The 22668-nt window shown below is 66.8% G+C and carries 18 protein-coding genes; 12 read left to right on the top strand and 6 right to left on the bottom strand.

Features of this window, described 5'->3' with window-relative positions; all coding sequences use genetic code 11:
- The first annotated feature begins 105 nt into the window (after nucleotides 1-105).
- Nucleotides 106-1449, top strand: coding sequence for a sodium-dependent transporter (locus tag HALRU_RS14000; RefSeq protein WP_015302040.1), 1344 nt, complete (start codon nucleotides 106-108; stop codon nucleotides 1447-1449).
- A gap of 135 nt (nucleotides 1450-1584) precedes the next feature.
- On the opposite strand, the gene HALRU_RS13995 is transcribed toward HALRU_RS14000, so the two are convergent.
- From HALRU_RS13995 to HALRU_RS13985, 3 genes are all read right to left on the bottom strand, one after another.
- Nucleotides 1585-2988: a cryptochrome/photolyase family protein gene (locus HALRU_RS13995; RefSeq protein WP_015302039.1), complete on the bottom strand. Its 1404-nt coding sequence runs from the start codon at nucleotides 2986-2988 to the stop codon at nucleotides 1585-1587.
- 113 nt (nucleotides 2989-3101) lie between these two features.
- Entirely contained in the window at nucleotides 3102-3449 is a 348-nt protein-coding gene (locus HALRU_RS13990; RefSeq protein WP_015302038.1) for a cupin domain-containing protein, read from the bottom strand.
- Between the two features lie 81 nt (nucleotides 3450-3530).
- On the bottom strand, nucleotides 3531-4838 hold the full coding sequence (locus HALRU_RS13985; RefSeq protein ID WP_015302037.1) for a hypothetical protein: 1308 nt from the start codon (nucleotides 4836-4838) through the stop codon (nucleotides 3531-3533).
- Nucleotides 4839-5171: 333 nt separating this feature from the next.
- Here HALRU_RS13985 and HALRU_RS13980 point away from each other — a divergent pair, with 333 nt between their 5' ends.
- From HALRU_RS13980 to HALRU_RS13970, 3 genes are all read left to right on the top strand, one after another.
- On the top strand, nucleotides 5172-5915 hold the full coding sequence (locus HALRU_RS13980) for a DNA polymerase sliding clamp (protein WP_007700373.1): 744 nt from the start codon (nucleotides 5172-5174) through the stop codon (nucleotides 5913-5915).
- A 308-nt stretch (nucleotides 5916-6223) separates the two neighbouring features.
- The gene (locus HALRU_RS13975) at nucleotides 6224-7336 is read left to right on the top strand and encodes a DUF4350 domain-containing protein (RefSeq protein ID WP_245547748.1); all 1113 of its coding nucleotides are present in this window, start codon (nucleotides 6224-6226) and stop codon (nucleotides 7334-7336) included.
- The gene (locus HALRU_RS13970; RefSeq protein WP_015302035.1) at nucleotides 7329-8333 is read left to right on the top strand and encodes an AAA family ATPase; all 1005 of its coding nucleotides are present in this window, start codon (nucleotides 7329-7331) and stop codon (nucleotides 8331-8333) included. The genes HALRU_RS13975 and HALRU_RS13970 overlap by 8 nt, the downstream gene beginning before the upstream one ends.
- Nucleotides 8334-8394: 61 nt before the next feature.
- Here the strand turns inward: HALRU_RS13970 and HALRU_RS13965 are convergent, their stop codons facing one another.
- The 3 genes from HALRU_RS13965 to HALRU_RS13955 are packed head-to-tail and all read right to left on the bottom strand — an operon-like array spanning nucleotide 8395 to nucleotide 11491.
- A complete protein-coding gene (locus HALRU_RS13965; RefSeq protein WP_015302034.1) occupies nucleotides 8395-9390 on the bottom strand; it encodes a hypothetical protein in 996 nt (331 codons plus the stop codon).
- Complete coding sequence (locus tag HALRU_RS13960) at nucleotides 9387-9926, bottom strand: hypothetical protein (protein WP_148680548.1); 540 nt, start codon at nucleotides 9924-9926, stop codon at nucleotides 9387-9389. Before HALRU_RS13960 ends, HALRU_RS13965 begins: the two co-directional genes overlap by 4 nt.
- Nucleotides 9923-11491 carry a DUF58 domain-containing protein gene (locus tag HALRU_RS13955; protein WP_015302032.1) on the bottom strand — a complete coding sequence of 523 codons (1569 nt, stop codon included), beginning with the start codon at nucleotides 11489-11491 and terminating at the stop codon, nucleotides 9923-9925. Before HALRU_RS13955 ends, HALRU_RS13960 begins: the two co-directional genes overlap by 4 nt.
- A gap of 124 nt (nucleotides 11492-11615) precedes the next feature.
- Between HALRU_RS13955 and HALRU_RS13950 the strand changes: the two genes are divergently transcribed.
- The 8 genes from HALRU_RS13950 (at nucleotide 11616) to HALRU_RS13915 (ending at nucleotide 22666) form a co-directional block, all read left to right on the top strand.
- Nucleotides 11616-13850: a hypothetical protein gene (locus HALRU_RS13950; protein WP_015302031.1), complete on the top strand. Its 2235-nt coding sequence runs from the start codon at nucleotides 11616-11618 to the stop codon at nucleotides 13848-13850.
- A 186-nt stretch (nucleotides 13851-14036) separates the two neighbouring features.
- Nucleotides 14037-15254: a sugar phosphate nucleotidyltransferase gene (locus HALRU_RS13945; RefSeq protein ID WP_015302030.1), complete on the top strand. Its 1218-nt coding sequence runs from the start codon at nucleotides 14037-14039 to the stop codon at nucleotides 15252-15254.
- Nucleotides 15254-17188 (top strand): glutamine--fructose-6-phosphate transaminase (isomerizing), encoded by a 1935-nt coding sequence (gene glmS, locus HALRU_RS13940; protein WP_015302029.1) that lies wholly within the window; start codon nucleotides 15254-15256, stop codon nucleotides 17186-17188. The genes HALRU_RS13945 and glmS overlap by 1 nt, the downstream gene beginning before the upstream one ends.
- 377 nt (nucleotides 17189-17565) lie before the next feature.
- Entirely contained in the window at nucleotides 17566-18885 is a 1320-nt protein-coding gene (locus tag HALRU_RS13935) for a nucleotide sugar dehydrogenase (RefSeq protein WP_015302028.1), read from the top strand.
- Nucleotides 18886-18919: 34 nt separating this feature from the next.
- On the top strand, nucleotides 18920-19975 hold the full coding sequence (locus tag HALRU_RS13930) for a glycosyltransferase family 2 protein (RefSeq protein ID WP_015302027.1): 1056 nt from the start codon (nucleotides 18920-18922) through the stop codon (nucleotides 19973-19975).
- A complete protein-coding gene (locus HALRU_RS13925; protein WP_015302026.1) occupies nucleotides 19968-20954 on the top strand; it encodes a polysaccharide deacetylase family protein in 987 nt (328 codons plus the stop codon). Before HALRU_RS13930 ends, HALRU_RS13925 begins: the two co-directional genes overlap by 8 nt.
- Before the next feature lie 78 nt (nucleotides 20955-21032).
- Entirely contained in the window at nucleotides 21033-21497 is a 465-nt protein-coding gene (locus HALRU_RS16290; protein ID WP_015302025.1) for an acyltransferase, read from the top strand.
- The gene (locus HALRU_RS13915) at nucleotides 21494-22666 is read left to right on the top strand and encodes a carboxylate--amine ligase (protein ID WP_015302024.1); all 1173 of its coding nucleotides are present in this window, start codon (nucleotides 21494-21496) and stop codon (nucleotides 22664-22666) included. Before HALRU_RS16290 ends, HALRU_RS13915 begins: the two co-directional genes overlap by 4 nt.
- The last annotated feature ends 2 nt before the right edge of the window (nucleotides 22667-22668 follow it).

Here is a 22668-nt window from a genome sequence, read left to right as displayed (position 1 = left end):
TCTCCCCATGGCGATCGAAGCCGACACGGCCTCGATCACGATTCCGGCAACGGGCGTCGCGGGCGTGTGGTTTTTACCCGCCCTCTGGATACGCCGTGGTATATCATGGCAGAACGTGAAACGTGGGCCACCAGGCTGGGATTCATCCTGGCGGCCGTGGGAAGCGCAGTTGGACTGGGGAACCTCTGGCAGTTCCCGTTCAAGACCTCGGCGGAGGGCGGCGCGGCGTTCGTCTTCGTCTACCTCATCGCCGCGTTCCTCATCGGCCTCCCCGCCATTCTCGGTGAGTTCGTGATCGGCCGGCGGGCGAACATCAACGCCGTCGAGGCGTTCGACCGGCTGAAACACCCGGCATGGACCGTCGTCGGGGCGATCGGCCTCCTGACGGGGCTCTGGATCCTCTCGTACTACAGCGTCGTCGGCGGCTGGGTCATCCGTTTTATCGTCGACAGCGCGACGGGCGCCTACTTCACGGATCCCGGCGGCCACTTCGGCGACGTCTCGATGGGTTGGGCAGCCATCGGGCTTCACGGCCTCTTCATGGCGACGACCGCCGTCATCGTGGCGTTCGGCGTCGAGAAGGGTATCGAGAAGGCGACCAGACTGATGGTCCCCTCCATCCTCGTGATGCTCGTCGGGCTCGCCGTCTACGCGTTCACGCTCGACGGGTCCGGACCGGCGTACGGCTACTACCTCTCGCCGGACTTCGACTACCTGGCGAACAACTTCGGGAGCATCGTCCCGTTCGCCGTCAGTCAGGCCTTTTTCTCGCTGTCGCTGGGGATGGGGGCGATGATCACCTACGCCTCCTACCTCGGCGACGACGACAGCCTCCCGGCCGACGGGAGTCTCATCGTCGTGCTGAACACCGCGGTCGGCCTGCTCGCTGGCCTCGTCGTCATCCCGCTCCTGTTCGTGCAGTTCGGGAGCGTCCCCGACGTAGCTGCGGGCGGCGGACCGGACGCACTGTTCGTCGGCGTCTCGCAGGTGTTCGCGGATCTCGGCCTCGCCGGCCGGGTGTTCGGCGTCGCGTTCTTCGGCGTCGTGCTCATCGCCGCGCTCTCTTCGGCGATCAGTCTACTGGAGGTCGCTACCTCCTACGTCGTCGATAATTACGGCTATAACCGGCCGGTCACCGCGTTCGGCTTCGCCGGCGCCATCTTCGCATTGGGGACGCTGTCGGCGTGGAACATCGCCTGGCTCGGCTGGTTCGACTCGCTCGCCTACAGCGTCTTGCTCCCGGTTTCGGTCCTGCTGGTCGTCATCTTCGTCGGCTGGGTGTACGGCCCGGAGGCCGTCGACGAGATCAAGAAGGGTACCGACGGCGGGGGAACGTTCGCGACGGCCTGGCTGTGGTCCATCCGGACCTACGTGCTCGCCGGCGTGTTCGTCACGCTGTACCTCGGCGTCACCGACATCTACGCGGCGCCTCCGATTCCGTTCCTCTAGCCGTCGAAAACCGTTCTTCTGGGTGGTCCGGTCGGAGACGTCACACCGTCCGGAGGCCCAGACTGTACTCGAGCGCCCGGTCGACCGCACGACTCATCCTCTGGAACCGCCCGTGGTCCGGACAGCCGCAGCCGGTCACTCGCCCTCGCCGCGCGCCCGTTCGAACGTCGAGATCGCCTCCTCGCGTCGGCTGGCGTGGTCGACGATGGGTGCCGGGTAGTCAGGAGCGACCTCGGCCCGTTCGTCCGGATCGAGTTCGTGCCACGAGTGGATCGTCTCGGCGTCGACGCCCTCGAGTTCGGGCACGTATCGTCGAATGTACTCGGCGTCGGGATCGTGATCGCGCCCCTGTTTCATCGGGTTGAAGACGCGGAAGTACGGTTGCGCGTCGGTGCCGGTCGAGGCGACCCACTGCCAGTTGCCGTTGTTACTCGCCGTGTCGTGATCGACGAGCGTCGCCCGGAAGTGTTCGTACCCGCGTCGCCAGTCACACAGGAGGTCCTTCGTCAGGAAGGAGCCGACGATCAGTCGGGCGCGGTTGTGCACGTACGCCTCCTCGCGCAACTGCCGCATCCCGGCGTCCACGACCGGAAATCCCGTTCGTCCCTCGCGCCAGGCGTCGAACTCTGCCTCGTCGTTGCGCCAGTCGATGTCGTTCGGGAACTCCCGATGCGACCGCGTGACGTTCTCCGGATTCGCCCAGAGCACCTGCGTGTAGAACTCGCGCCAGGCGAGCTGTCGTCTGAACGCCTCGACCGATGCAGCCTGACCTTCGTCTGCACCGTCGAGCGTCGCCTCGACCCGCTCGTGAACCTCGCGAATCCCGATCGTGCCGAACGCGAGATCCTGCGAGATCCGGGCGGTCGCCTCGTCCGCGAGATCGTCGCGCTTCTCCGCGTATTCGTAGATATCCCCGGCACAGAACGTTTCGAGTCGGTCGCGCGCTGGCCCGGTTCCGGCTGGCGGGATCTCGGCGGCCGGTTCCGCGAACCCGAGATCCCGGAGGGACGGGAGCGCCTCGTCCGCAGGTTCGACGGTGGCGAGCGACCCCGCGTCAGGTTCCGGAACCGGTTCGTCTTTCTCTCGATCGAGCCACTTGGTTCCGTAATACGAGAACACCGCGTACGGCTTGCCGTCGCTCGTCGTGATTGCCCCTGGCTCGTGACAGACGGCGTCGTGGACGCGCTCGACGTCGCCACCGGCGTCGGTGATGGCCTCCTGGACGCGCTCGTCGCGAGCACGCGATAGCCCGGTGTAGTCTTCGTTCCAGACCACTCCGTCGGCACCGTACTCGGCGACGAGTTCCGGAATCGCTTCGGCGGGGTCTCCCCACGCCACGACGAGGTCGCTCTCCAGGTCCCGATAGCGTGCTCGCAACCGTGCGAGCGCGTCGAGCATGAAGGCGACCCGCGGCGGCGATCCGTCCTTCAGCACGTCGGGATCGAAGACGAATACCGGGAGGGCTTCGTCGGCGGCCGCGACCGAGAGCCCGCGGTTGTCCGCCGTTCGGAGATCTTGCCGGTGCCAGTGAACGCGCATACGGTGCGGACGACGGGCGACACCCTAAGCGTGGGGTCGGGAACGGCGTCTCATCCGCTACTATCGGACCGTGCGCCGGCTTCCCACTTCGGACCGCGCGCCGGCTTCCCGCTTCAGACCGCGTCGTCCCGCTTCGCCAGCACGAGTAGCGCGGTACTGTCCTCCAACGCCTCCGGCGAGACGTCCTGGTTGCCGTCGAAGCGGACGATGTCGCCGGCGCGAACCTCGTGTGCGTCCTCGCCAAGCGTCACCGAGAGCGCTCCCTCGACGAGGTGGAGGACGATCCGCCTGTCGGGATGCTGGTGGGCCGGGACCGAGTCGCCGGCATCGAGCGAGAGTCGTACCGTCATTGGCTCTGCCTCGAAGCAGTGGGCGTGGGGCTGTCCGTCGAGTTCGTCGAGCGTGACGCGTTCCGTCGGTGCGACCGGGCGACTGTCAGCGGAGCCGTCTTGCGCTGTCATGGTCGTAATTTGGTGGCGATCGGTATATGTGGTGGGCCGACTCTGTTCGGTTCTGTCTCGCCGTTCGCCCAGTTGCCGCCCTCACCGCCGCTGTTCGAAGATCGATAGGACGACCCACGCGTAGCCGAGCGACCCGGTGACGGCGAGTCCGGCGCCCACGGTCCGGACGAGCGCGGGATCGAGAACGACCGCCGCGGACGACGGATCGACCGTGCCCAGCCCGACGCCGATCGCCTCGATGGCGAACCCGGCCGCGAGGACCGCGATGACGACCGTCGCGCCGCGGTCCCCGACGCCGGGTGCCTCGCCGATCGCGGGCGGGTAGAACTGGAAGCTAACCCCGACGATCGTGAGGCCCAGGAATCCGCCGAGGGCGAGTCGGTAGTGGGCGGCCGCGAGCGTCGGGTCGAGGCCGTGGACGCCCATCCCCCAGCCCAGCGCGACGACGGCGAGCCCGAAGATGGCACCCGCCGCGATTGCGGGAAAGCCCACGCGCCGGCGATCGCTGGTGACCACGAGTTCGAGGACGACGACGGCGTAAGCGCCAATCGCGACGGCGAGCAGCGTCGCGCCGACGGTGAAGAGGGCGCCGCCGTAGAAGTCGATGGTGAGAAAGAGCGGTGCGAGGGCACCCGTCGCCAGTGCCACGACGACCGGCGCCGTGCGCGGCGTGCCGACGAGAAATCGCGGGAGGAGCCGGAAGCCGATCCCGAAGAGCAACAGCGTGGCCGCCCCGGCCGCGAGGACGTGTGAAGCTGCCGAACCGATCGGTACGAGGGTCACCGTGACGGGATCCGACGAGAGCGGGCCGAGGTCGAGCACGAACGGATCGGGACGAACGTCGAACGCATCGAGAACGGGGAGGAGGCTGCCCCAGACGAGGTAGAGAGCGACGAGCGGGACGACGGCGTTTGCCGCGCGGTCAACCCGCCGTCGGTGCTGGTTCGCCCCCGCCGTCCCCGTCTCCGCGCCGGTGAGATTGTCTCGAAGGCTCCAGCCGAGGGTGCCGACGAAGATGCCGACGCCGGCGAGCCAGGCGAGGGCGCCGACCGCGAACAACTGGGCCGTCGCGATGTCGAGTCGCGAGAGCAGGTCGAACAGCGGATCGCCGGGTGCCAGCCGCCCGGCGAAGAGTCCCACGACGCCGACCACGGCGAGCGGAAGGTGGATCAGCGGCGCCCGCGGGAAGTGCAACTGCCGGTCGAAGTACGAGGGAACGAGCGCGTAGGCCTTCCCGAAGATCACGGCGAAGACGAAGCCGTAGAGCCCGAGGACGGTCGCGGCCGAGCGGCTGGTGCCGGCCAGGACGGCTGCGTTGAACGCGACGAACCAGCAGACACCGACGGCGACGAAGGCTCGTGAGCCGCGGGTCGTGGAACCGGCATTCACGGCCGCTCACCACCACTTCTGTGAGCCGTCGCCGGGCAAACTCGCCATCGAGGCGCCGAAGTCCCCGTCATCTCCGTATCCGTTCGAAGCCCGCCCCGTTTAATCTACTCCCGAAATCGGTCGGTTCGACTCGGTGCGACGGCGAGGACCACCGATATGAAGGTCGCGACGTCGACGGTCGTCGACCCGAACCATCACGGCGACAACCCATCCGTTCGGGCTCGTGCCGGGCCAGCCCTGCCAGTTGTGGCAGGCCCCACGCGGTCGGCGGTGTCGAGTCGCCCGCGCGAGAACGCAGGGCTTTTTATGTGGACCCTCCGTATCCCGACGCATATGTTCAAGGCCATCGTGAGTGCGGAAACGCTCTCGAGCGCGCTGGATTCGGTGAGCGTGCTGGTCGAGGAGTGCAAGATCCACCTGGAGGAAGACGGCCTCCGGATCCGGGCGGTCGACCCCGCAAACGTCGGGATGGTCGATCTCTCGCTCGACGCCGACGCGTTCGAGTCCTACGAGGCCGATGGCGGCCTCATCGGCGTCGACCTCTCTCGTCTCGAAGACATCGCCGGCATGGCCGAATCCGGCCAGCTCGTCCAGCTCGAACTCGACGAGGAGACCCGCAAGCTCCACGCCCAGATCGAGGGGCTCGAGTACACCCTCGCGCTGATCGACCCCGACTCCATCCGCCAGGAGCCGGACATTCCGGACCTCGACCTGCCCGCCCGCGTCGTCCTCGAGGGCAAAGACGTCAACCGCGCGGTCACCGCCGCCGACATGGTCTCCGACCACATCGCACTCGGCGTGGACGAGGCCGAAGAGTACTTCTACGTCGACGCGGAGGGCGACACCGACGACGTCCACCTGGAACTCACCGCCGACGACCTCATCGACCTCGAAGTCGGGTCCGCACACTCCCTGTTCAGCCTCGACTACCTGAAGGACATGAACAAGGCCATTCCCGCGGACGCGGAGGTCGCCGCCGACCTCGGCGAGGAGTTCCCCATCAAGATGTACTTCGGCTTCGCCGAGGGCCAGGGCCAGGTCACGTACATGCTCGCACCGCGCATCCAGAGCGACTGACCGCTCCGCTTCTTCGTCTACCGGGTATTCCTGTTTTCTCTCATCCCGACGAGTTCGACAGCGTCCGTCACCGCCGGTTCCGTCTCGAGCCGTCGACAGTCGACACACTTATATTCGAACTCAGGATCTATTAGTACAATTATGGCGGAACGACGGATTCCCCATCCGCCCGGACGAGCCTCTCGGCAGTCTTCAGGCTCAGTCCCCGGTCGACTCACCAGTGCCGGCCGAGCCGAGCTGCCAGCGTCGAGACGGCCTCTGCGTGGATTCAGTGGGCCAACGTGCCTCGGTCCCGGAGGCCGGTCCGCGTGACCGGACCGTCCGACCGGATGGCTGCCCTCGACCTCGACGCAGTTCCCTGGTCGCAGGTACTCCTCGCCGCACTGTTGGGGGCGACGGTGCTGACGATCGTCATCGCTGGTGCGACCTCCGCGTCGGCGTTCGGCCTCTTCAACCCGACCTGGGACGGGTCGAGCGAGTTCCGCGGCGCGATCGAGGCCGACGCCGACACGGAACTCGTCGTCGCTCGAGAGACGGCCGTTTACGAGTCCGGCGATCCGACCCAGTCGGTCGCGTTCGTCACGGCGCCAGCAGACGCCTACGATTCGACGGACGCCTCACGAGTGCGCCAGTTCGTCAGGAACGGCGGGACTCTCGTCGTCCTCGAGAACTTCGGCTCGGCGGGGAACGATCTGCTCGCGTCCGTCGGCGCCGAGGCGCGCGTCGACGGGCGTCTCCTGCGTGACGAACACCAGTACGATCGCGGCCCGGCGATGCCGATCGCGACCGACGTCAACACGTCGACGCTCGACCGCCCCGTCGATCGGCTGGTGTTCAACCACGCGACCGCGGTCAACGCGAGCGACGACGCGACGATCCTCGGTCGGACGAGTCCGTACGCGACGCTCGGGCCCGCGGACACGAACCGTTCGGCGGCCGATTTCGGGCGGTATCCCGTCGCCGTCTCCGAACCGGTCGGCAACGGCACCGTCGTGACGATCGGCGATCCGAGCCTGACGATCAACGCCATGTTCGATCGGGCCAACAACGAGGCGTTTCTCGCCGCGCTGTCCGAATCGGCCGATCGCGTGATCGTCGACGTCTCTCACAGCGAGGAGCTGCCACCGGCCCACGTGGCACTCCTGGCCGTCCGCAACTCGTCGCCCCTCGCGGCAGCCATCGGCGGTGTCGGGATCGCCGTGATCGGGTTGGTGGCAGGCCGGTGGCCCCACCGCCTCGTCGCTCGCTTTCGCGGACGACCGGGCCGATCCGCCGGCGACCCGACGGCCCGCAGTCAGGCCGACGTCGATGCCCTCCGTTCCCACCTCCGTGAACGCCATCCGGAGTGGGATAGTGAACGAATACAGCGAATAATAACAGCGCTTAACACTGGCCAAACCGAAGGGCGGTCGAATGAGTGACGCTTCGAACGTCCCCGCCGGAGCCGATCCGTCGACGATTTTCGAGGCGATTCGCACCGAGACGAGCCAGGTACTCGTCGGCGCGGATCGCCAGATCGAACACCTGACGATCGCCCTCCTGACGCGCGGCCACGTCCTCCTCGAGGGGGTCCCCGGTGTTGCCAAGACGACGATGGCGACCCTCTTCGCCCGCGTGACGGGGCTCGAATCCCGGCGCATCCAGCTCACGCCGGACATCTTGCCAGCCGATATCACGGGCACGCACGTGTATCGGGAATCGACCGGCGAGTTCGAACTGCAGCGCGGGCCCGTGTTTACGAACGTCGTCATCGCCGACGAGATCAACCGGGCGACGCCGAAGGCGCAGTCGGCGCTACTCGAAGCGATGCAGGAGCGTCAGGTCTCGCTCGAGGGGGACACGCTCGCGCTGCCGACCCCCTTCATGGTGGTCGCGACGCAGAACCCAATCGAGATGGAGGGCGTCTTCGAGCTCCCGGAGGCCCAGCGCGACCGCTTTTCCTTCAAACTGACCGTCGACCTCCCGGATCGGAGCGACGAACGGGCGATCGTGGACCGGTTCGCAGCAGACCCGACGCTTGGCCCGGCTGCGGTCGAACCAGTCGTTTCACCCGTGGCGATCGAATCCGCTCGCGAGGCCGTCGAGTCGGTGCACGTCGCCGAGCCGATCACGGAGTACATTCTGGACCTCGTCGCCGCGAGCCGCGAGCACCCGGACGTCGCCCACGGTGCGTCTCCACGGGCGACGCTCGCGTTCGTCGACGGCGCCAAGGCCAGGGCGGCCATCTACGACCGGTCGTACGTCATTCCCGACGACGTGAAATCGATCGCCGAGCCGACGCTCGTCCACCGACTCGTTCTCGAAACTGATGCCACGCTCTCCTCGACGACTGGGGCCACTATCGTCGACGAGATCCTGGCAGATGTCTCGCCGCCGGGGGCCACGCCGGAAACGTTGACCGGCCCCGATCGGACGTGACGCCCGCCTTTGCGTGACAGCATTCTCCACGCTGGGGCGGTGAGGACGTTGGTTCGCATTGCTACGACCCCGCCGATGCCGGCTCCTGTGCCGTCGAATCGCCGTCCGTCCCGTCGGACGAGTCGGCCCACCAGCAGGTGACCAGCCAGTCCGCCCGATCGTCGCCGGGGTAGACGGTGAGCCGGACTGGCCGGCCGCGGCTCGCAGCGAGGCTGACCGCGAAGAACGACGGAATCGGGTGATCGAACCGGTCGAGCGGGCCGAACGCGCCGTCGGTGACGGCGAAGGTTACGCGATCGCCGACGACGTCGGGGTCGACCGCCCGGGCGAGTTCGAACTGGTCGACGACCGCGTCGGCCAACTGGCCGGCCAGTACGGCAGGTGCCGTTGGGGGATTGTCGGGAGTCGCCTGGACGAACGCCGTGTAGAGTCCGGCTCCGGTCGGCTCGAAGAGCAGTCCACGGCGGTCCTCGTCGGTGACGATGGGGCCGGTCTCGCCGGTTGGTGACGAGGTATCCGCCCGCTGCGGGACGAACACCTTCGGCGCGACGCTCGACGTTCCCGGGAGGTAGCGAGGTTCCGAACGCAGGCCGAGCTCGTCGACGAGTGCAGCGTGATTGGCCGCGAGCGCTTCGTAGATGCGCTCACCAACCGACGCTGCAACGAAGCGTTCCGGTGTGAGGACGGCGGTGAGGAGGGCACCGAAGAGACCCGTGGCGCCGAGCACGAAGAGCACGTCCTGACCGGTCGGGACGGCGAGGGCGCCGACGATGGCGAGGAGGCCGACACCGGCCAGGCCGAGGGCTGTCCGGCGGTACCGGACCCGTTTCGCGCTCGCGTACTTCGTCCGCAGGCGAGCGTTTTCGTCGGCGAGCAGTTCCACCTGCGCGGCGAGTTCGCCGGAACTGGGTGTGGTACTGGCCTCCGTGTTCCTCTCGGCTGGGGCGTCGTTCGCCGGCCGTTCATCAGTCGCCGACTGGGTTCCGCGGTGCTCGGCTCGCTCGAATGGTGTGTGGTTCGTCGCCGAATCGTCTCGGTCGGTGTCGTGCTGATTCATGTCGTGGGGTCTTCGGGCGCGTCGGTCGGGGTCGGTGCGTCGGGTCGTCGCTCGGTGCGGTACCGGACGAGGTGATACCGGTAGATTCCGTAGCTGATGGGGGCAACCGTGAGCGCAGCCACGGTCATCGTGGCCCACGCCGCGAGGTGGTCCTGTGTGAGCCACGCGACGCCGCCGGCTGCGACCAGCACGGCTCCCGCGGCCGCGATCGACCGGCCGGTCGCTGGCCCGCGCACGAGGGACGCGACGAGGACCGCGAGGAAGCAGCCTTCGACGGCTGCGAGCGAGCCGAGCGCGAGTGTGGAAGGTTCGAGGCCGACGAGGGCGACGTGGCCTGCCGCGAGGCCGTACGGCGTCCCGGCGAGGGCCCATCCGGCGGCCGTCACTGCGGCGAGGACGATACCAGCCGGGCCCAGGACGGCGACGGCCACTACAGCCTGAATGCCGACAGCCGCGGCGACTGGCACTCCGTGTCGGACTCGCTCGAACAGGTCGTCAGAACGTCGTCGAGCGGTCAGTGCCGACGGACGACTCACGTTCGACCACCCGCTTCGAGCACGGCGTCGAGCCGATCGGCCGGGCCGACTTCGAGCGCCGTGACGCCGGCCTGTCGTCCGAGCTGCCGTCTGAACCCTTCGAATTCGACGTACCGGTCGTACGCCTGATCCAGCTCGCTCAGGCCGGCGCGCTCGTACAACACCGTCGGTGCGATCACGACGAGCGCCCCGTCGCCACGCGCCCGGGCGTTCGAAACCGTTTCGGCCACCTCGGCGCGAGCGGTGTCGTCCGTGAGGATGACCGGCCAGATCCGGCCCGACTCGCGTCCGAGCTCCTCGTCGACGGCGGTGAACAGTGGTGCGTCGGCGATGCGTTCGACGTAGGCCGTGCGATCGGCGTAGAAGGGTCGGAGACGCCGATCGAACGCGCTCGTCCCGTCGAGTGTCACCTGGGCCGACTGCGCGTCTGCCGACGTCGTGATCGGCGGGTGTGTGCCGTCGTGTCCGGACCCCGTCTGCTGGTGTGTGTGGCCGCCGCGCGTTGGTGTCGCGGTGGCCGCCAGCCCGTCGGGACCGCGCCCGGAGCGATCGGAGGTCGGTTCGAGATCGAAGAGTGCGTTCCGGATCCGTCCGCGGACGTCGGCGCTCCTGCTCGTCGGGATTCGCGTTTTGATACCGTCTTCGCCGACGACGACGAGCCCGAGCGGCTCTCCGTGCTGGTGTGCGTCGTCGGCGAGCGAGAGGGCGACTGACCTGAGGTGGTCGAGCGGGGAAGCCCCGGGTCGGTCGGCAACCGGTGATCGTCTGGCGTCGACGACGAGCACCGTTCGCCGGTCCGTCTCGGCCTCGTATTCGCGAACGTACGGCGTCGAGAGTCGGGCGGTGGCCTTCCAGTCGATCCTGGACGCACTGTCGCCGGCCGTGTACTTTCGCAACGCGGCCGGTTCGAGTCCCTGTCCCCGCCGTCCGTCTTTGCGCGTGCCGACGCCGACGGCGATTCGTTCGCCACCCGCGCCCACGTGAAGTGAACTGGCCTGTCGTGCTTCGACGACAACTGTGGGCTGGTCTCCCATCGAGAACGTATCCGTGAACAGCTTGCTGCGGACGTGGACCGTCGCCGGCTCGAACTCGTGGCGCCCCGCGACGGGCCACTCGACGGCGCTTTCCGCCGTGGCTTCCGACATGGCGGCGTGGAGCCGGACCGCCAGTGGTCGCTCGACGATGGCGGCCGTCGGGACGCCGGCCGTCACGGCGACGTCGACGGCGAGCGCACGATCGCCGTCATTGTCCGGGGCCATCCCGACCTCGCCGTCCTGTGATTCGTCGCTGTCGTCGGCAGCTGCCGATCGCTCGCCCATCGTGGCGACGAGGGTGAGCTGGTCACGCTCCCCGGCGCTGGCCCGCGTTCGGGCAGGTCGCTGTGAGACGGTGAGATCGGTCCTGATCCGCTCGAACGCTTCGACGAACGCGACCTGCCGGCCGACGAACCACGCACCCACGAGAAGCGCACCGACGGCGGGGACCGGACTGCCGACGACGGCACCGTAGCCGACCAGGAAGACGGTCAGGGCGGCGACCGCCCACGATCGGCGCGTAGCCTGCATAGCCGTTCGGTCGACGACGATGGTGTTGAAACTACTGGTATTTTTGTAGAATCTATGCTGTATTATACTGTACTATCTACCTGCCTGTGGATACATTTATCCCTGTTCGTGAGTACGATATTTTGTGCCCTCCCTCCCCGCCATCGGGCGGTTATCGATCCCCCTCCGGTTCTGGGCGACGGTTGCCGTCGTCGTGGTCGTTGTTGGGACCGCGCTCGTGCCGGCTGCGGTCGCTGGCGACGGCGCAGTGCCCGACGCCCGGAGTGATCCGGGAGTCGCCGCGACCGCCGATCAGGAAGCCGTCCCGAACGCGGATCAGAAAGCCGCCCCAAGCGTCGACCCGGGCGACGTCGCAGGAGTCGACCCCGATGTCTCCCCGGCCGTCGATTCGACGAATCGAACCGACCGCCACCGAAACCCGGATTCGTACGATGCCGAGGGTGATACGGCTGGACTCGCGGACATGTTCGAAGCCGATCTCGCGGCCCGCCTCGAGACGGGTGCGAACTGGTTGCGCGAGGGAGAGTACGACCTCGCGAACGAGTCGATTGGCGAGGACTTTCTCACCCAGTACGCTGCCTACGTCGACGTCGCCGACGAACTCGACCGGAATGGGACTGCCGAGCTATTCGAACAGACGCGAACCGAACAGGCTGCGCTCACGTCGCTCCTCGAAGACTACGAGGAGACGAAGGCCGCCTACGACGAGGCGATGGCCGACGGAGCAACCGACCTGGCCCGTGAACGAGCCCGCGAACTCGAGGCAATCGCGACGGAGATCAACGCGTCGAGGGAGACGCTCTCGACCCAGTACGACGATCTCGAAGCGGCCGGTGCCGGGAACTTCTCGGAGACCACAGAGGCGGTCGAATCGACCGCCGAGGAGATCCGCTCGACACACACCGAGATCACGCGTGAGGCGTTCGAGGCGACCGCACTGTCCGTCAGAGCCCGAAACTCGGACATCTCGTTCACCGAGCCGCTTCGGGCGGGCGGACGACTCGTGAGCGAGACCGGTTCGCCCGTCGCCGACGAGGCGATCGGCCTCGAGGTCGGCAATCGATCGCTGCGCACGACGACCGATTCGCGCGGTCGCTTCTCGTTTTCGTATCGGCCAGTCTCGATCCCCGCGTCGGCCGAGAACGTGACGATCACGTACGTACCCGACCCCTCCTCGCGCTATCTCGGCTCGCGGACCACGGTCCCCGTCTCGGTCACACAGGAGTCGGCGACGATCGATGGGCTGACGAGTAACGTCTCGTCGATCGCGTTTGCCGACCCGACCTCCGTCTCGGCCGACGTCTCCGTCGACGGCGACCCGGTCGACGGCCTCCCCCTCAACGTGACGCTCGGGGGCACTGATGTGGGGGCTGGCGAGACGGAGAACGGCTCTCTCGATACGCCCGTCTCCGTCCCGGCGGCGATCCCACCGGGGGAACACGCCCTCGGTGTGACTGTGCCCACGGACGACCCGGCGGTGACAGCGACGGCATCTACGAACGTCACTGTCGAATCGACCGCCCCGTCGCTCTCGATCGAGACCGAGCGCCGTGCGGACGACCTCGAGATCAACGGATCGCTCGCCGTCGACACGGTCGGTGTCGCCGGCCAGGAGGTGACGGTGGCCGTGGACGGTGAGCGGGTCACGACGGCGACGACGGCAGCGGACGGCTCGTTTGGGACGACGGTCGCAGCGCCGTCGACGGTCGGTGAGCACCAGGTCACGGTGTCGATGGACGGGGCTGGGACGAACCTCGAATCCGTCGAAGCGACCCGTACGGTAGAGATCCCGGCCGAACAGGCGTCACAGGGCTCCTCGGGCGTCGGTATCGTCGCAATCGGGGGTGCGATCGTCCTCCTCGTCCTGGCTGGGGCGAGCTGGTGGCGCTGGCGCCGGTCCCGGGGCGACTCGGCGTCCCGTCACCGTGAGTCGACCTCCGATCCGTCGATCACCGCTCGTGCTGTTTCCGGCCAGCTTCTCTCGCAGGCTGTCGACGCGCTCGAAGCGCGCCGCCCCGACGACGCCGTCCGGACGGCCTACGTTGCCGTTCGTAGCCAGCTCGACGCAGGTCTCGAGACACCCACCGGACTCACGCACTGGGAGTTTTTCCGCGCGTACGAGACCCCCGACGAGACGGAGACGGATCGGCTAGCATCGCTGACGGCGGCCTACGAGCGAGCGACGTTCGATCCGTCGTCGGTCGAACCAGCGGTCGCCCGAGAGTCGCTCGCACATGCGGACGAGCTCTGTGATGGCGACGCTACCGGTGTGGCAGATGGCGACGCTGCAGGAGTGTCAGCGGCGCCAACGGACGCATCGGCTGGGAGCGGTAGTGACGAACGAATCGACGACGAGTGAGTCGTCGATTGCCTCCACCCCGAACACCGATCGTCGACTTCGGACTCTCGGCGTCGAGTGGGTGTCTGGTACTCCCTGCTGGTATTTTTTCACTTCAAGATGAATTATGTTACTCTATCACTAGATATCTCATTGATCGCGCATAAGCAAAAGATATACCACCCCCTTGGCGGATATTTCCATCTGATGAGCCCTCCATCCGCGGTGGTTCTCGCCGCCGGCGAAGGTACCCGCCTCAGACCCCTGACGACGCATCGACCCAAACCGATGCTCCCCGGTGCGACCAAACCCATCCTCGAGCACGTCCTCGACGCGCTCGTCGACGGCGGACTCACGGATATCACGCTGGTCGTCGGCTACGGCCGAAACCGCGTCCAGGCACACTTCGGCCCTCGGTATCGAGACGTGCCGCTCAGATACGTCACGCAGGAGACCCAGCTCGGGACGGGTCACGCCCTCGTGCAAGCGCAGTCGGCTGTCGACGGGCCGTGCCTGGTCGTGTACGGCGATCAGCTCGTGAATGCGGAGAGTGTCGACGCCGTCGTGACGGCCCACAGCGAGTCGTCCGAGTCACCGGCGGCGACGCTCGCGGCGCTCGATCGGGAAAACGTCGCCGAGTACGGTGGGTTGATCGTCGAAGACGGTCGCGTCCGCGAAATCGTCGAACGGCCCCGTGACGACCGTCACTACCTGTTGAACGCTGGCATATACCTGCTCGAACCCAGAGTGTTCGACGCGGTCCGCGCCGTCGACTCCGGTCACGGCGAGCAGTCGCTCGTCGACGCGATCGATCGACTCATCGACGAGGATTCGGTGCGTGCCGTCCGAACCGACGGGCTCTGGGCGGACGCGACCTATCCGTGGGATCTCCTGGCTATCACGACCGCGTTGCTGGACGACGGCGCAGCCGGCCATGGCGTCGTCCCGTCCGAGAACGGTGGCGTCGAAGCGACCGACGGCCCGGGGTCGCCGACGATACACGAGACCGCGGTGCTCCGTCAGCCGGTCGCCGTCGACCCCGACTGCGAGATCGGGCCCGGTGCGGTGGTCGGTCCGTTCGTCGCACTCGGCGCAAACGTCACGGTGGCGGCAAACGCCGTCGTGGAGCGGTGCGTCCTCGATCGCGATACCCGCATCGGTGCGAACGCGGTCGTCCGCGACACCGTCACCGGTGTCGGCGTGGAACTCGGGTCCGGCTCGACGATTCCGGGCGGCCCAGGTGACGTTCGCGTCGGTGAGCAGGTCCACACTGATGCACCGCTGGGTGCGTTGCTCGCCGATCGCGTCACGGACGGTGGCGGCGTGACGTACGCCCCCGGGACGGTCGTCGGCGCGGGCGCACACCTCGCGACCGGGGCGACGGTCGACGGGACGATCGAGGCGGCGACGGAGGTGCGATCCTGATGTGTGGCATCATCGGCTACACCGGTGCTGACGACGGTGAACAGGTCTGTGACGTCCTTCTTTCAGGCCTCTCCGGACTCGAGTACCGGGGGTACGACTCGGCGGGACTGGCCGTCGCCGATCGATCGATCGCGATCCACAAGTGCGAGGGGGAGGTCACCGCGCTGGAAGCTGCGCTGCCGGACGGTAGCGTCGACGGCGCCGCCGGGATCGGTCACACGCGCTGGAGTACGCACGGGCCGCCGTCGGACGTCAACGCCCACCCGCACACCGACTGTACCGGTCGAATCGCCGTGGTCCACAACGGGATCATCGAGAACTATCGCGACCTCCGCGAAGCCCTCTCGGCGGCCGGGCACTCGTTCGAGAGCGAGACCGACACCGAGGTCGTCCCGCACCTCCTCGAAGCGGCCCTCGATGGCGATCTCGACGACGTCGTTCGACGCACGACGACGGTATCCAGCGACGACCTGGCGACGGCCGACGCAGACGTGGCTGGATCGACTGCCGTCGCTGATGGAGAGGCTGCCGAAGCCGATGGAGATTCCGTTGACGCAACGACAGTCCGTGAGGCCGCGTTCCGGCGGACAGTCGCCTGTCTCGAGGGGAGTTACGCCGTGGCGGCCGTGTTCGCGGGCGACGAGACGGTCTACGCTGCGCGACACGAGTCGCCGCTCGTGCTCGGTATCGGTGAAGCCGGTCACTATCTGGCGAGCGACGTCCCCGCTTTCATCGAGTACACTGACCGGGTGATCTACCTCGACGACGGCGAGTACGCCCGCGTCACGCCCGATCGGGTGGTCGTGACGGACGAACGGGGCCGGGTCGTCGACGCGGATATCGAGACGATCGAGTGGGACGCCGAGGACGCCGGCAAGAGCGGCTACGATCATTACATGCTAAAGGAGATCCACGAACAACCGGCCGCGATACGCGGCTGCCTCCGCGAGCGCGTCGAGGAGTTGACGGGCTCGATCGAATTGCCGGAACTCACCGCCCTCGCCCGGCCGGCACGCGTCCAGTTCGTCGCCTGCGGTACGTCGTACCACGCGGCGCTGTATGGAGCACAGTTGCTTCGCGACCACGGCATCGCCGCCCAGGCGTTTCTGGCGAGCGAATACGGGGCCGACCGCGTTCCGGTTCCGGCGGGGACCCTCGTCGTGGGGGTCACTCAGAGCGGTGAAACGGCAGACACCATGCGTGCACTCAGGGAGGCGGCGGCCACGGGGGCGACGACACTCGCCGTGACGAACGTCGTCGGGAGTTCGGCCGCGCGTGAAGCCGATCACGTGGTCTACATTCGCGCAGGCCCGGAGATCGGCGTGGCTGCGACGAAGACGTTCGCGAGTCAGCAGGTCGCCCTCGCGATGGTGGCTCGTGTCCTCGCCGGCAGCGAGACGCAGTCGGCAGTCGAGTCGTTGCGGGCGATCCCGGACGGCATCCAGCAGGTGCTCGACGAGTCGCTGGCTCGCGAGGTGGCCGAGACCTACCTGGGTGCGGAGGCGTACTTCTTCATCGGTCGCGGACTCGACGCGCCCGTCGCGCGCGAGGGGGCCTTGAAGATGAAGGAAATCACCTACAAGCACGCCGAGGGATTCGCCGCGGGCGAACTGAAACACGGCCCGCTGGCGCTCGTGACCGAGGAGACGCCCGTCTTCGCGACGATCACCGGTGACGACGACGCCGTCGCGAAGACGCTCGGAAACGTCAGAGAGGTTCGTGCCCGCAACGCTCCGGTCATCGCCGTGACCGATCGCCCCGAGACTGCTGGTGCGGATGCGACGCACGTCCTCCCGGTTCCACCGCTGGGTCGGGAGCTCACGCCGGTTCTGGCCAACGTCCAACTCCAGCTGGTGTCGTACTGGAGTGCGAACCTGCTCGGTCGTTCCATCGACAAGCCTCGCAACCTCGCCAAGAGCGTGACCGTCGAATGATCGTCCACGACATCGGTCGTGGTCGTCAGTTCATTCACGCCACAACACACTGTTGTTTCGATGATATATAAAAAATTTATCCGACACCTATATTACTTCGATATGAGAATATTCTGAATATGCTTCGGTGCTCATCTGGAGGAACCGGTTCAGTCATGCGGTTTCGAGTGCTTTCCCTCCGCCAATCCTGTGGCGACGATACTGTTTCTATTTATAATTACTAGCAGCCGTTTCCGCTAGATATATTACAGGGAAGTCCGTATCGACAAATACGGTTGCCGTTAGCCGAGGTGTATCCCCAGAATGTGTAGACGGACCCCTCCAGACGTTTCAGACGCGCCCACAGATCGAACCGGACCAGTCTCGGGTGATCGTTCGTGACCGAACGACTCGAGTCGGTCGAGCCGACGGCGGCCGAGACGGCGAGTGTCTGTGTCGTTGGACTCGGCTACGTCGGCCTGCCACTGGCGGTCGCGCTGTCCGAGGCGGGCCACGAACTGGCCGGATTCGACGTCGACCCGGAGACGATCGAGACGCTCGACTCCGGCGTCGATCCGACGGGAGACGTCGGCAACGAGCGGATCGATCCGACGGCGATCGACTTTACGACGGATCCGACCCCGATTTCGGACGCCGAATACGTCATCGTCGCCGTCCCGACGCCGATCGACGACCGCGAGAAACCCGATCTCGCACTGGTCGAATCGGCCGGTGCGTCCGTCGGCGACCACCTCCAACGGGGCGCGACGGTGGTCCTCGAATCGACGGTGTACCCCGGCGCGACGCGTGAACGGTTCGTCCCGTCGATCGAGCGATCGTCGGGACTGACTGCGGGTGTCGACTTCGGTGTTGGCTACTCGCCAGAACGAATGGTTCCCGGTGACGACGAGCACGGGCTGGCGAACGTCGTCAAGATCGTGAGCGGAATGACCGAGGAGACGCTCGCGGACGTCGCGACCCTCTACGAATCCGTCGTCGAGGCGGGCGTCCACCGGGCGCCGACGATCGAGACGGCCGAGGCCGCGAAAGTGGTCGAGAACACCCAGCGCGACCTGAACATCGCGCTCGTCAACGAACTCGCGATCGCCTGTGACCATCTCGGGCTGGAGACGGAGGCGGTTCTCGAGGCCGCCGGGACGAAGTGGAACTTCCACGACTACCGACCTGGACTGGTCGGGGGCCACTGCATCCCCGTCGACCCGTTCTATCTCATCTACGAGACCGAACAGAACGGGTTCTCGCCCGAACTGATCCGGAAAGCTCGCGAGGTGAACGAGTACGTCCCCGAGCACGTGGCAGAGTTGACGATTCGGGGGCTGAACGAGGCCGGGAACGTGTTGCGGGACAGCCGCGTCCTCGTCTGTGGGCTCTCCTACAAACCGAACGTCGCCGACATCCGGACGTCAGCCATCGGCGGGACGATCGATCGGCTGGCCGACTACGGGATCGACGTGGTCGGGTTCGATCCGCACGCCGACGCCGACGCCATGCGTGAGGAGTTCTCAATTCCGGTTCAGGAAACGTTCGACGCCGACGGATTCGACGCCCTGCTCGTCGGCACTCCCCACGGGGAGTTCTACGGCCTCCCGTTCGACGAACTGGCGTCCGAGATGGCTGCATCGCCGGTACTCGTCGACGTCGACGGATCGTTCGCCGACCGAGTTCCCGAGGACACGTACGTCTACTACACCCTCTGATCGAGCCGCGATCGACAGCTACCGCTCACACACTATGTACCGAGACCACTCCGTCGGTGTCGTGATGCCCGCCTACAACGAGGAAGGATTCGTCGGCGACGTCATCTGTGATCTGCCCGAGTTCGTCGATCGCGTCTACGTCATCGACGACTGCTCGACAGATGGCACCTGGGACGAGATCAGGGAGGCCGCCTCGCGAGACGCAGCGGCCGACGACGAGCCCGTAGCGGAGACCGCGCTGCTCGCCGACGGCGGGGATTCGGCGCTCTCCGAGCGGGCGACGATCGGCGATCCGGTCGGGCGCGTGATCCCGATTCGCCACCGGGAAAATCGTGGCGCCGGCGGGGCGATCAAGACCGGCTATCTGGCCGCCGTCGGCGACGACATGGACGTTACCGTCACGGTCGACGCCGACGGCCAGATGGATCTCGAACAGATGCCACGCCTCATCGACCCGATCGTCGACGGTGAGGCGGAGTACGCGAAGGGGAACCGGCTCCTGTACAGGGAGTTCCGCCAGGACATGCCCCGCTTTCGGTTTCTGGGGAACTCGATTCTCACCTTCCTGACGAAGATTGCGTCGGGTTACTGGAAGACGATGGACCCACAGAACGGCTATACGGCGATTTCGGGGTACGCACTCGCGAACGTCGGCGTCGAATCGATGTACGAGTACTACGGCTACTGCAACGATTTACTGGTGAAGTTGAACGCCAAGGGGATGCGCGTCGCGGACGTCGCGATCCCGGCGATCTACGGCGACGAGGCCTCCTCGATCTCGTATCCGACGTACATTCGACGGGTCTCCTGGATGCTCTTCAAGAACTTCTGCTGGCGGCTGAAGGTGAAGTACCTGGTGCTCGATTTCCACCCGCTCGCGCTGTTTTACGTCTTCGGGACGGCGACGGCCGCACTCGGCGTTCTCGGTGGCCTGTGGTCGCTCTACGTCAAATACGCGAACGGCGATCCGCTGTTCGTTCGGGCCTCGCTGAGTCTGCTGTTGTTCCTCATCGGGAGCCTGTTTCTCATGTTCGCGATGCTGTTCGACATGCAGGTGAACGAACAGAAGGAGGTGCAGATCCGTGAGTGATCGACCGAACTCCAGCGAGCGCGCCGCCGCGGCCGCCGAAGACACTGGCCGTCGACTGGCCGACACCGACGTCCCGTACGCCGACTGTGGCGCCGACCCGGCGGAACGAATCGCCTGTCTCACGCTCGATCTCGAGAACGACTGGTACGTCGAGCAGTCGGGGTACGATCACCTCACGTTCGCGTACATCGACGACTACATCGAACTGATTCGCGACATCGACGTCCCCGTGTCGTTCTTCGTCGTCGGTCGCACGATCGAACGCTATCCGGACGTGATCGACGAACTCGAGTCGAAATTGACGTGTGAGTTTCACCTCCACTCCTACCAGCACGACACCTCGAAGTCGTACGATTTCCAGGCAGAACTCCGGCGGGGCAGGGAGGCGTTCGTCGCTCACTTCGGGTACGAACCGATGGGGTACAGAGCGCCGCAGGGAAACATCGACGCCGACGAGTTCGCGATGCTGGAGGCCGCGGGCTTTCACTTCGACTCCAGCGTCTTTCCGTCGTACCGACCCGGCGTGTACAACAACCTGGCCGCGCCACGCACACCGTATCGCCCCGACGGGACGACCGAGTTACTCGAGTTGCCGGTCGGCACGACGGCGACTCGCGTTCCCCTCTCACACAGCTATCTGAAACTCCTCGGGCGGCCCTTCCTCCGGGCGCTCGAATCCGTCTCGCTCCCGACGCCGCTCGTCTACAACACCCACTTGCAGGACCTCTATCGCACTCGTACGTACGAACTGCTTCCACGATGGAAGCGGGCGGTCTTCGAGCGGAACGTCGACCGCTCGACGGCGCTCCTTCGTTCGGTCGTCGAGACGCTTCGACACAGGGGCTACTCGTTCACCACCATCTCACGTGCGTACGAGACCCATCGGGAGGGGCACGGACGCCGTGGTCGGGGTGAACATGGACGCCGCGGCGCGCGACCCGATCTGACAACGTCATCCACCAATGTCTCAACGCACTGAATTCAGTCTGCGAGTCGAGTATCGCCACACACGGTATCGTGCGATCGGCCGAGCCCGCGGCCCACGTTCCGGGGAGCCATGATCGGCGAGAAGTACCGCCGATACCTGTGGTATCGGCTCGCGCGGACCGCCCCGACGGCCGGGAGTCGTCGGGCCGCACTGGGTCGACTCTCGTTCGTCGAGGTCGGCTCCTCGGTCTACGTCGGGCCTACCGTGACGATCACGCCGATCGGCGGCGACACGCCGGAACGAACGCTGCTCTCGCTCGGCGATCGGTCGACGATCAGCCCGAACGTCACGCTCCTGTGTTCGATGCACCCCGAACAGGCGCAGGTGCCGGGCGAGTACGGCGAGCGCTCTCCCATCGACGTTGGCGCCGACGCCTGGGTCGGCGCGGACGTGACGATCCTCGGGGGCGTGACGATCGGCGAGCAGGCGATCGTGGGTGCTGGGGCCGTCGTGACCGAGGACGTCCCGCCGCGGACGGTCGTCGCCGGCGTCCCGGCAGAACCGATCAAGCGGCTGGAGGCGGCCGACTCATGACACGGGTCCTCGTTCTCGACGGTCGGTCGCTGTCTGCACTCTCGTTCGTTCGCTCGCTGAGTGCGGACGGTGTCGAGGTCCACGTCGGCGAGAGCTTCGCGTCCAACGTCGCTGCCTACTCGACCGACGCGACGGCGAGCCACGTCTACCCCTCACCGGGCGACGAGCCAGCAGCGTTCCGAGCTGCCTTGCTCGACATTCTGGACACGATCCGGTTCGATCTCGTGGTGCCGACCCGGGACGCGACGACGCGGGCGCTCGCCGCGCTCGACCAGGCGCTCCCCGCGGGGACCGCGACGTTACTTTCGGCGCCGGAGACGATCGATCGGCTCGGTGACAAGGCCAGTTGTGCGCGTCTCGCCGAACGCGTCGGCGTCCCGATTCCGACGACGTACGACCCGACCGAGCGGGCGATCGACGAGATCGCGGCGACGGCGACGTTTCCCGTGCTGGTCAAACCGACGCGGGCGTCCGGTGCACGCGGCATCGCCCGTGTCGACGAACCGGCTGCCCTCGCGGCGACCTACCGGGCGGTCACCGACGACAGCGGCCCCGCGGTCGTCCAGGAGTACGTCGACCACGCGGGTGGCCACTACAGCATCGGGACGGTGTTCGACCGATCGTCGGAACCGCGGGCAATTCACGTCTACGAGGAACTGACCCAGTATCCGGACAGCGGCGGCCCGGCCGTCGAAGCCCGCAGCGTCCCCGTCGAGCCCTGGGTCGACGACCTCCTGGAGATCCTGCGTGCGGTCGACTGGGTCGGCCCGGCCCACATGGACGTCCTCTTCGATCCCGAGGATCGGACGTACAAGCTGCTCGAAGTCAACCCGCGGCTCTGGATGTCGGTCGGCCTGACGATCAGTGCCGGTGTCGACGTGCCGGCGCTGACACTGTCGCTCGCGACCGGTGGTGATCCCGAGCCGGTGACGTCCTACCGGACGGACCTTCGCTACCGGTGGGTGCTCCCGAGCCAGCTCCTCTGGGTCGCCAGCGGGGACAGCCTTGCTACACGCATCAAAAAGTTCCTCGCGCCGCGAGATGAACCGGTGTGTTACGGCGTCTTGTCCCGACGCGACCCACACGCCGTGGCCGGTGTCGCCGCCCAGAGCCTCTCGTTCCTCCGGGATGCGGAGAAACGCGCCCAGGTCCTCGGGCGGGGGGAGTGACC

Source organism: Halovivax ruber XH-70 (genome assembly GCF_000328525.1).
Lineage (GTDB): Archaea > Halobacteriota > Halobacteria > Halobacteriales > Natrialbaceae > Halovivax > Halovivax ruber.
The sequence above is the reverse complement of the archived record's forward strand: the minus strand, read 5'-3'. Positions and strand labels throughout refer to the sequence as shown.

Bases quoted from the DNA above. Each gene is read 5' to 3' on its own strand.
- HALRU_RS14000 (WP_015302040.1), top strand. From the start codon at position 106: ATGGCAGAACGTGAAACGTGGGCCACCAGGCTGGGATTCATCCTGGCG.
- HALRU_RS13995 (WP_015302039.1), bottom strand. From the start codon at position 2,988: ATGCGCGTTCACTGGCACCGGCAAGATCTCCGAACGGCGGACAACCGC.
- HALRU_RS13990 (WP_015302038.1), bottom strand. From the start codon at position 3,449: ATGACAGCGCAAGACGGCTCCGCTGACAGTCGCCCGGTCGCACCGACG.
- HALRU_RS13980 (WP_007700373.1), top strand. From the start codon at position 5,172: ATGTTCAAGGCCATCGTGAGTGCGGAAACGCTCTCGAGCGCGCTGGAT.
- HALRU_RS13970 (WP_015302035.1), top strand. From the start codon at position 7,329: ATGAGTGACGCTTCGAACGTCCCCGCCGGAGCCGATCCGTCGACGATT.
- HALRU_RS13965 (WP_015302034.1), bottom strand. From the start codon at position 9,390: ATGAATCAGCACGACACCGACCGAGACGATTCGGCGACGAACCACACA.
- HALRU_RS13955 (WP_015302032.1), bottom strand. From the start codon at position 11,491: ATGCAGGCTACGCGCCGATCGTGGGCGGTCGCCGCCCTGACCGTCTTC.
- HALRU_RS13945 (WP_015302030.1), top strand. From the start codon at position 14,037: ATGAGCCCTCCATCCGCGGTGGTTCTCGCCGCCGGCGAAGGTACCCGC.
- glmS (WP_015302029.1), top strand. From the start codon at position 15,254: ATGTGTGGCATCATCGGCTACACCGGTGCTGACGACGGTGAACAGGTC.
- HALRU_RS13930 (WP_015302027.1), top strand. From the start codon at position 18,920: ATGTACCGAGACCACTCCGTCGGTGTCGTGATGCCCGCCTACAACGAG.
- HALRU_RS16290 (WP_015302025.1), top strand. From the start codon at position 21,033: ATGATCGGCGAGAAGTACCGCCGATACCTGTGGTATCGGCTCGCGCGG.
- HALRU_RS13915 (WP_015302024.1), top strand. From the start codon at position 21,494: ATGACACGGGTCCTCGTTCTCGACGGTCGGTCGCTGTCTGCACTCTCG.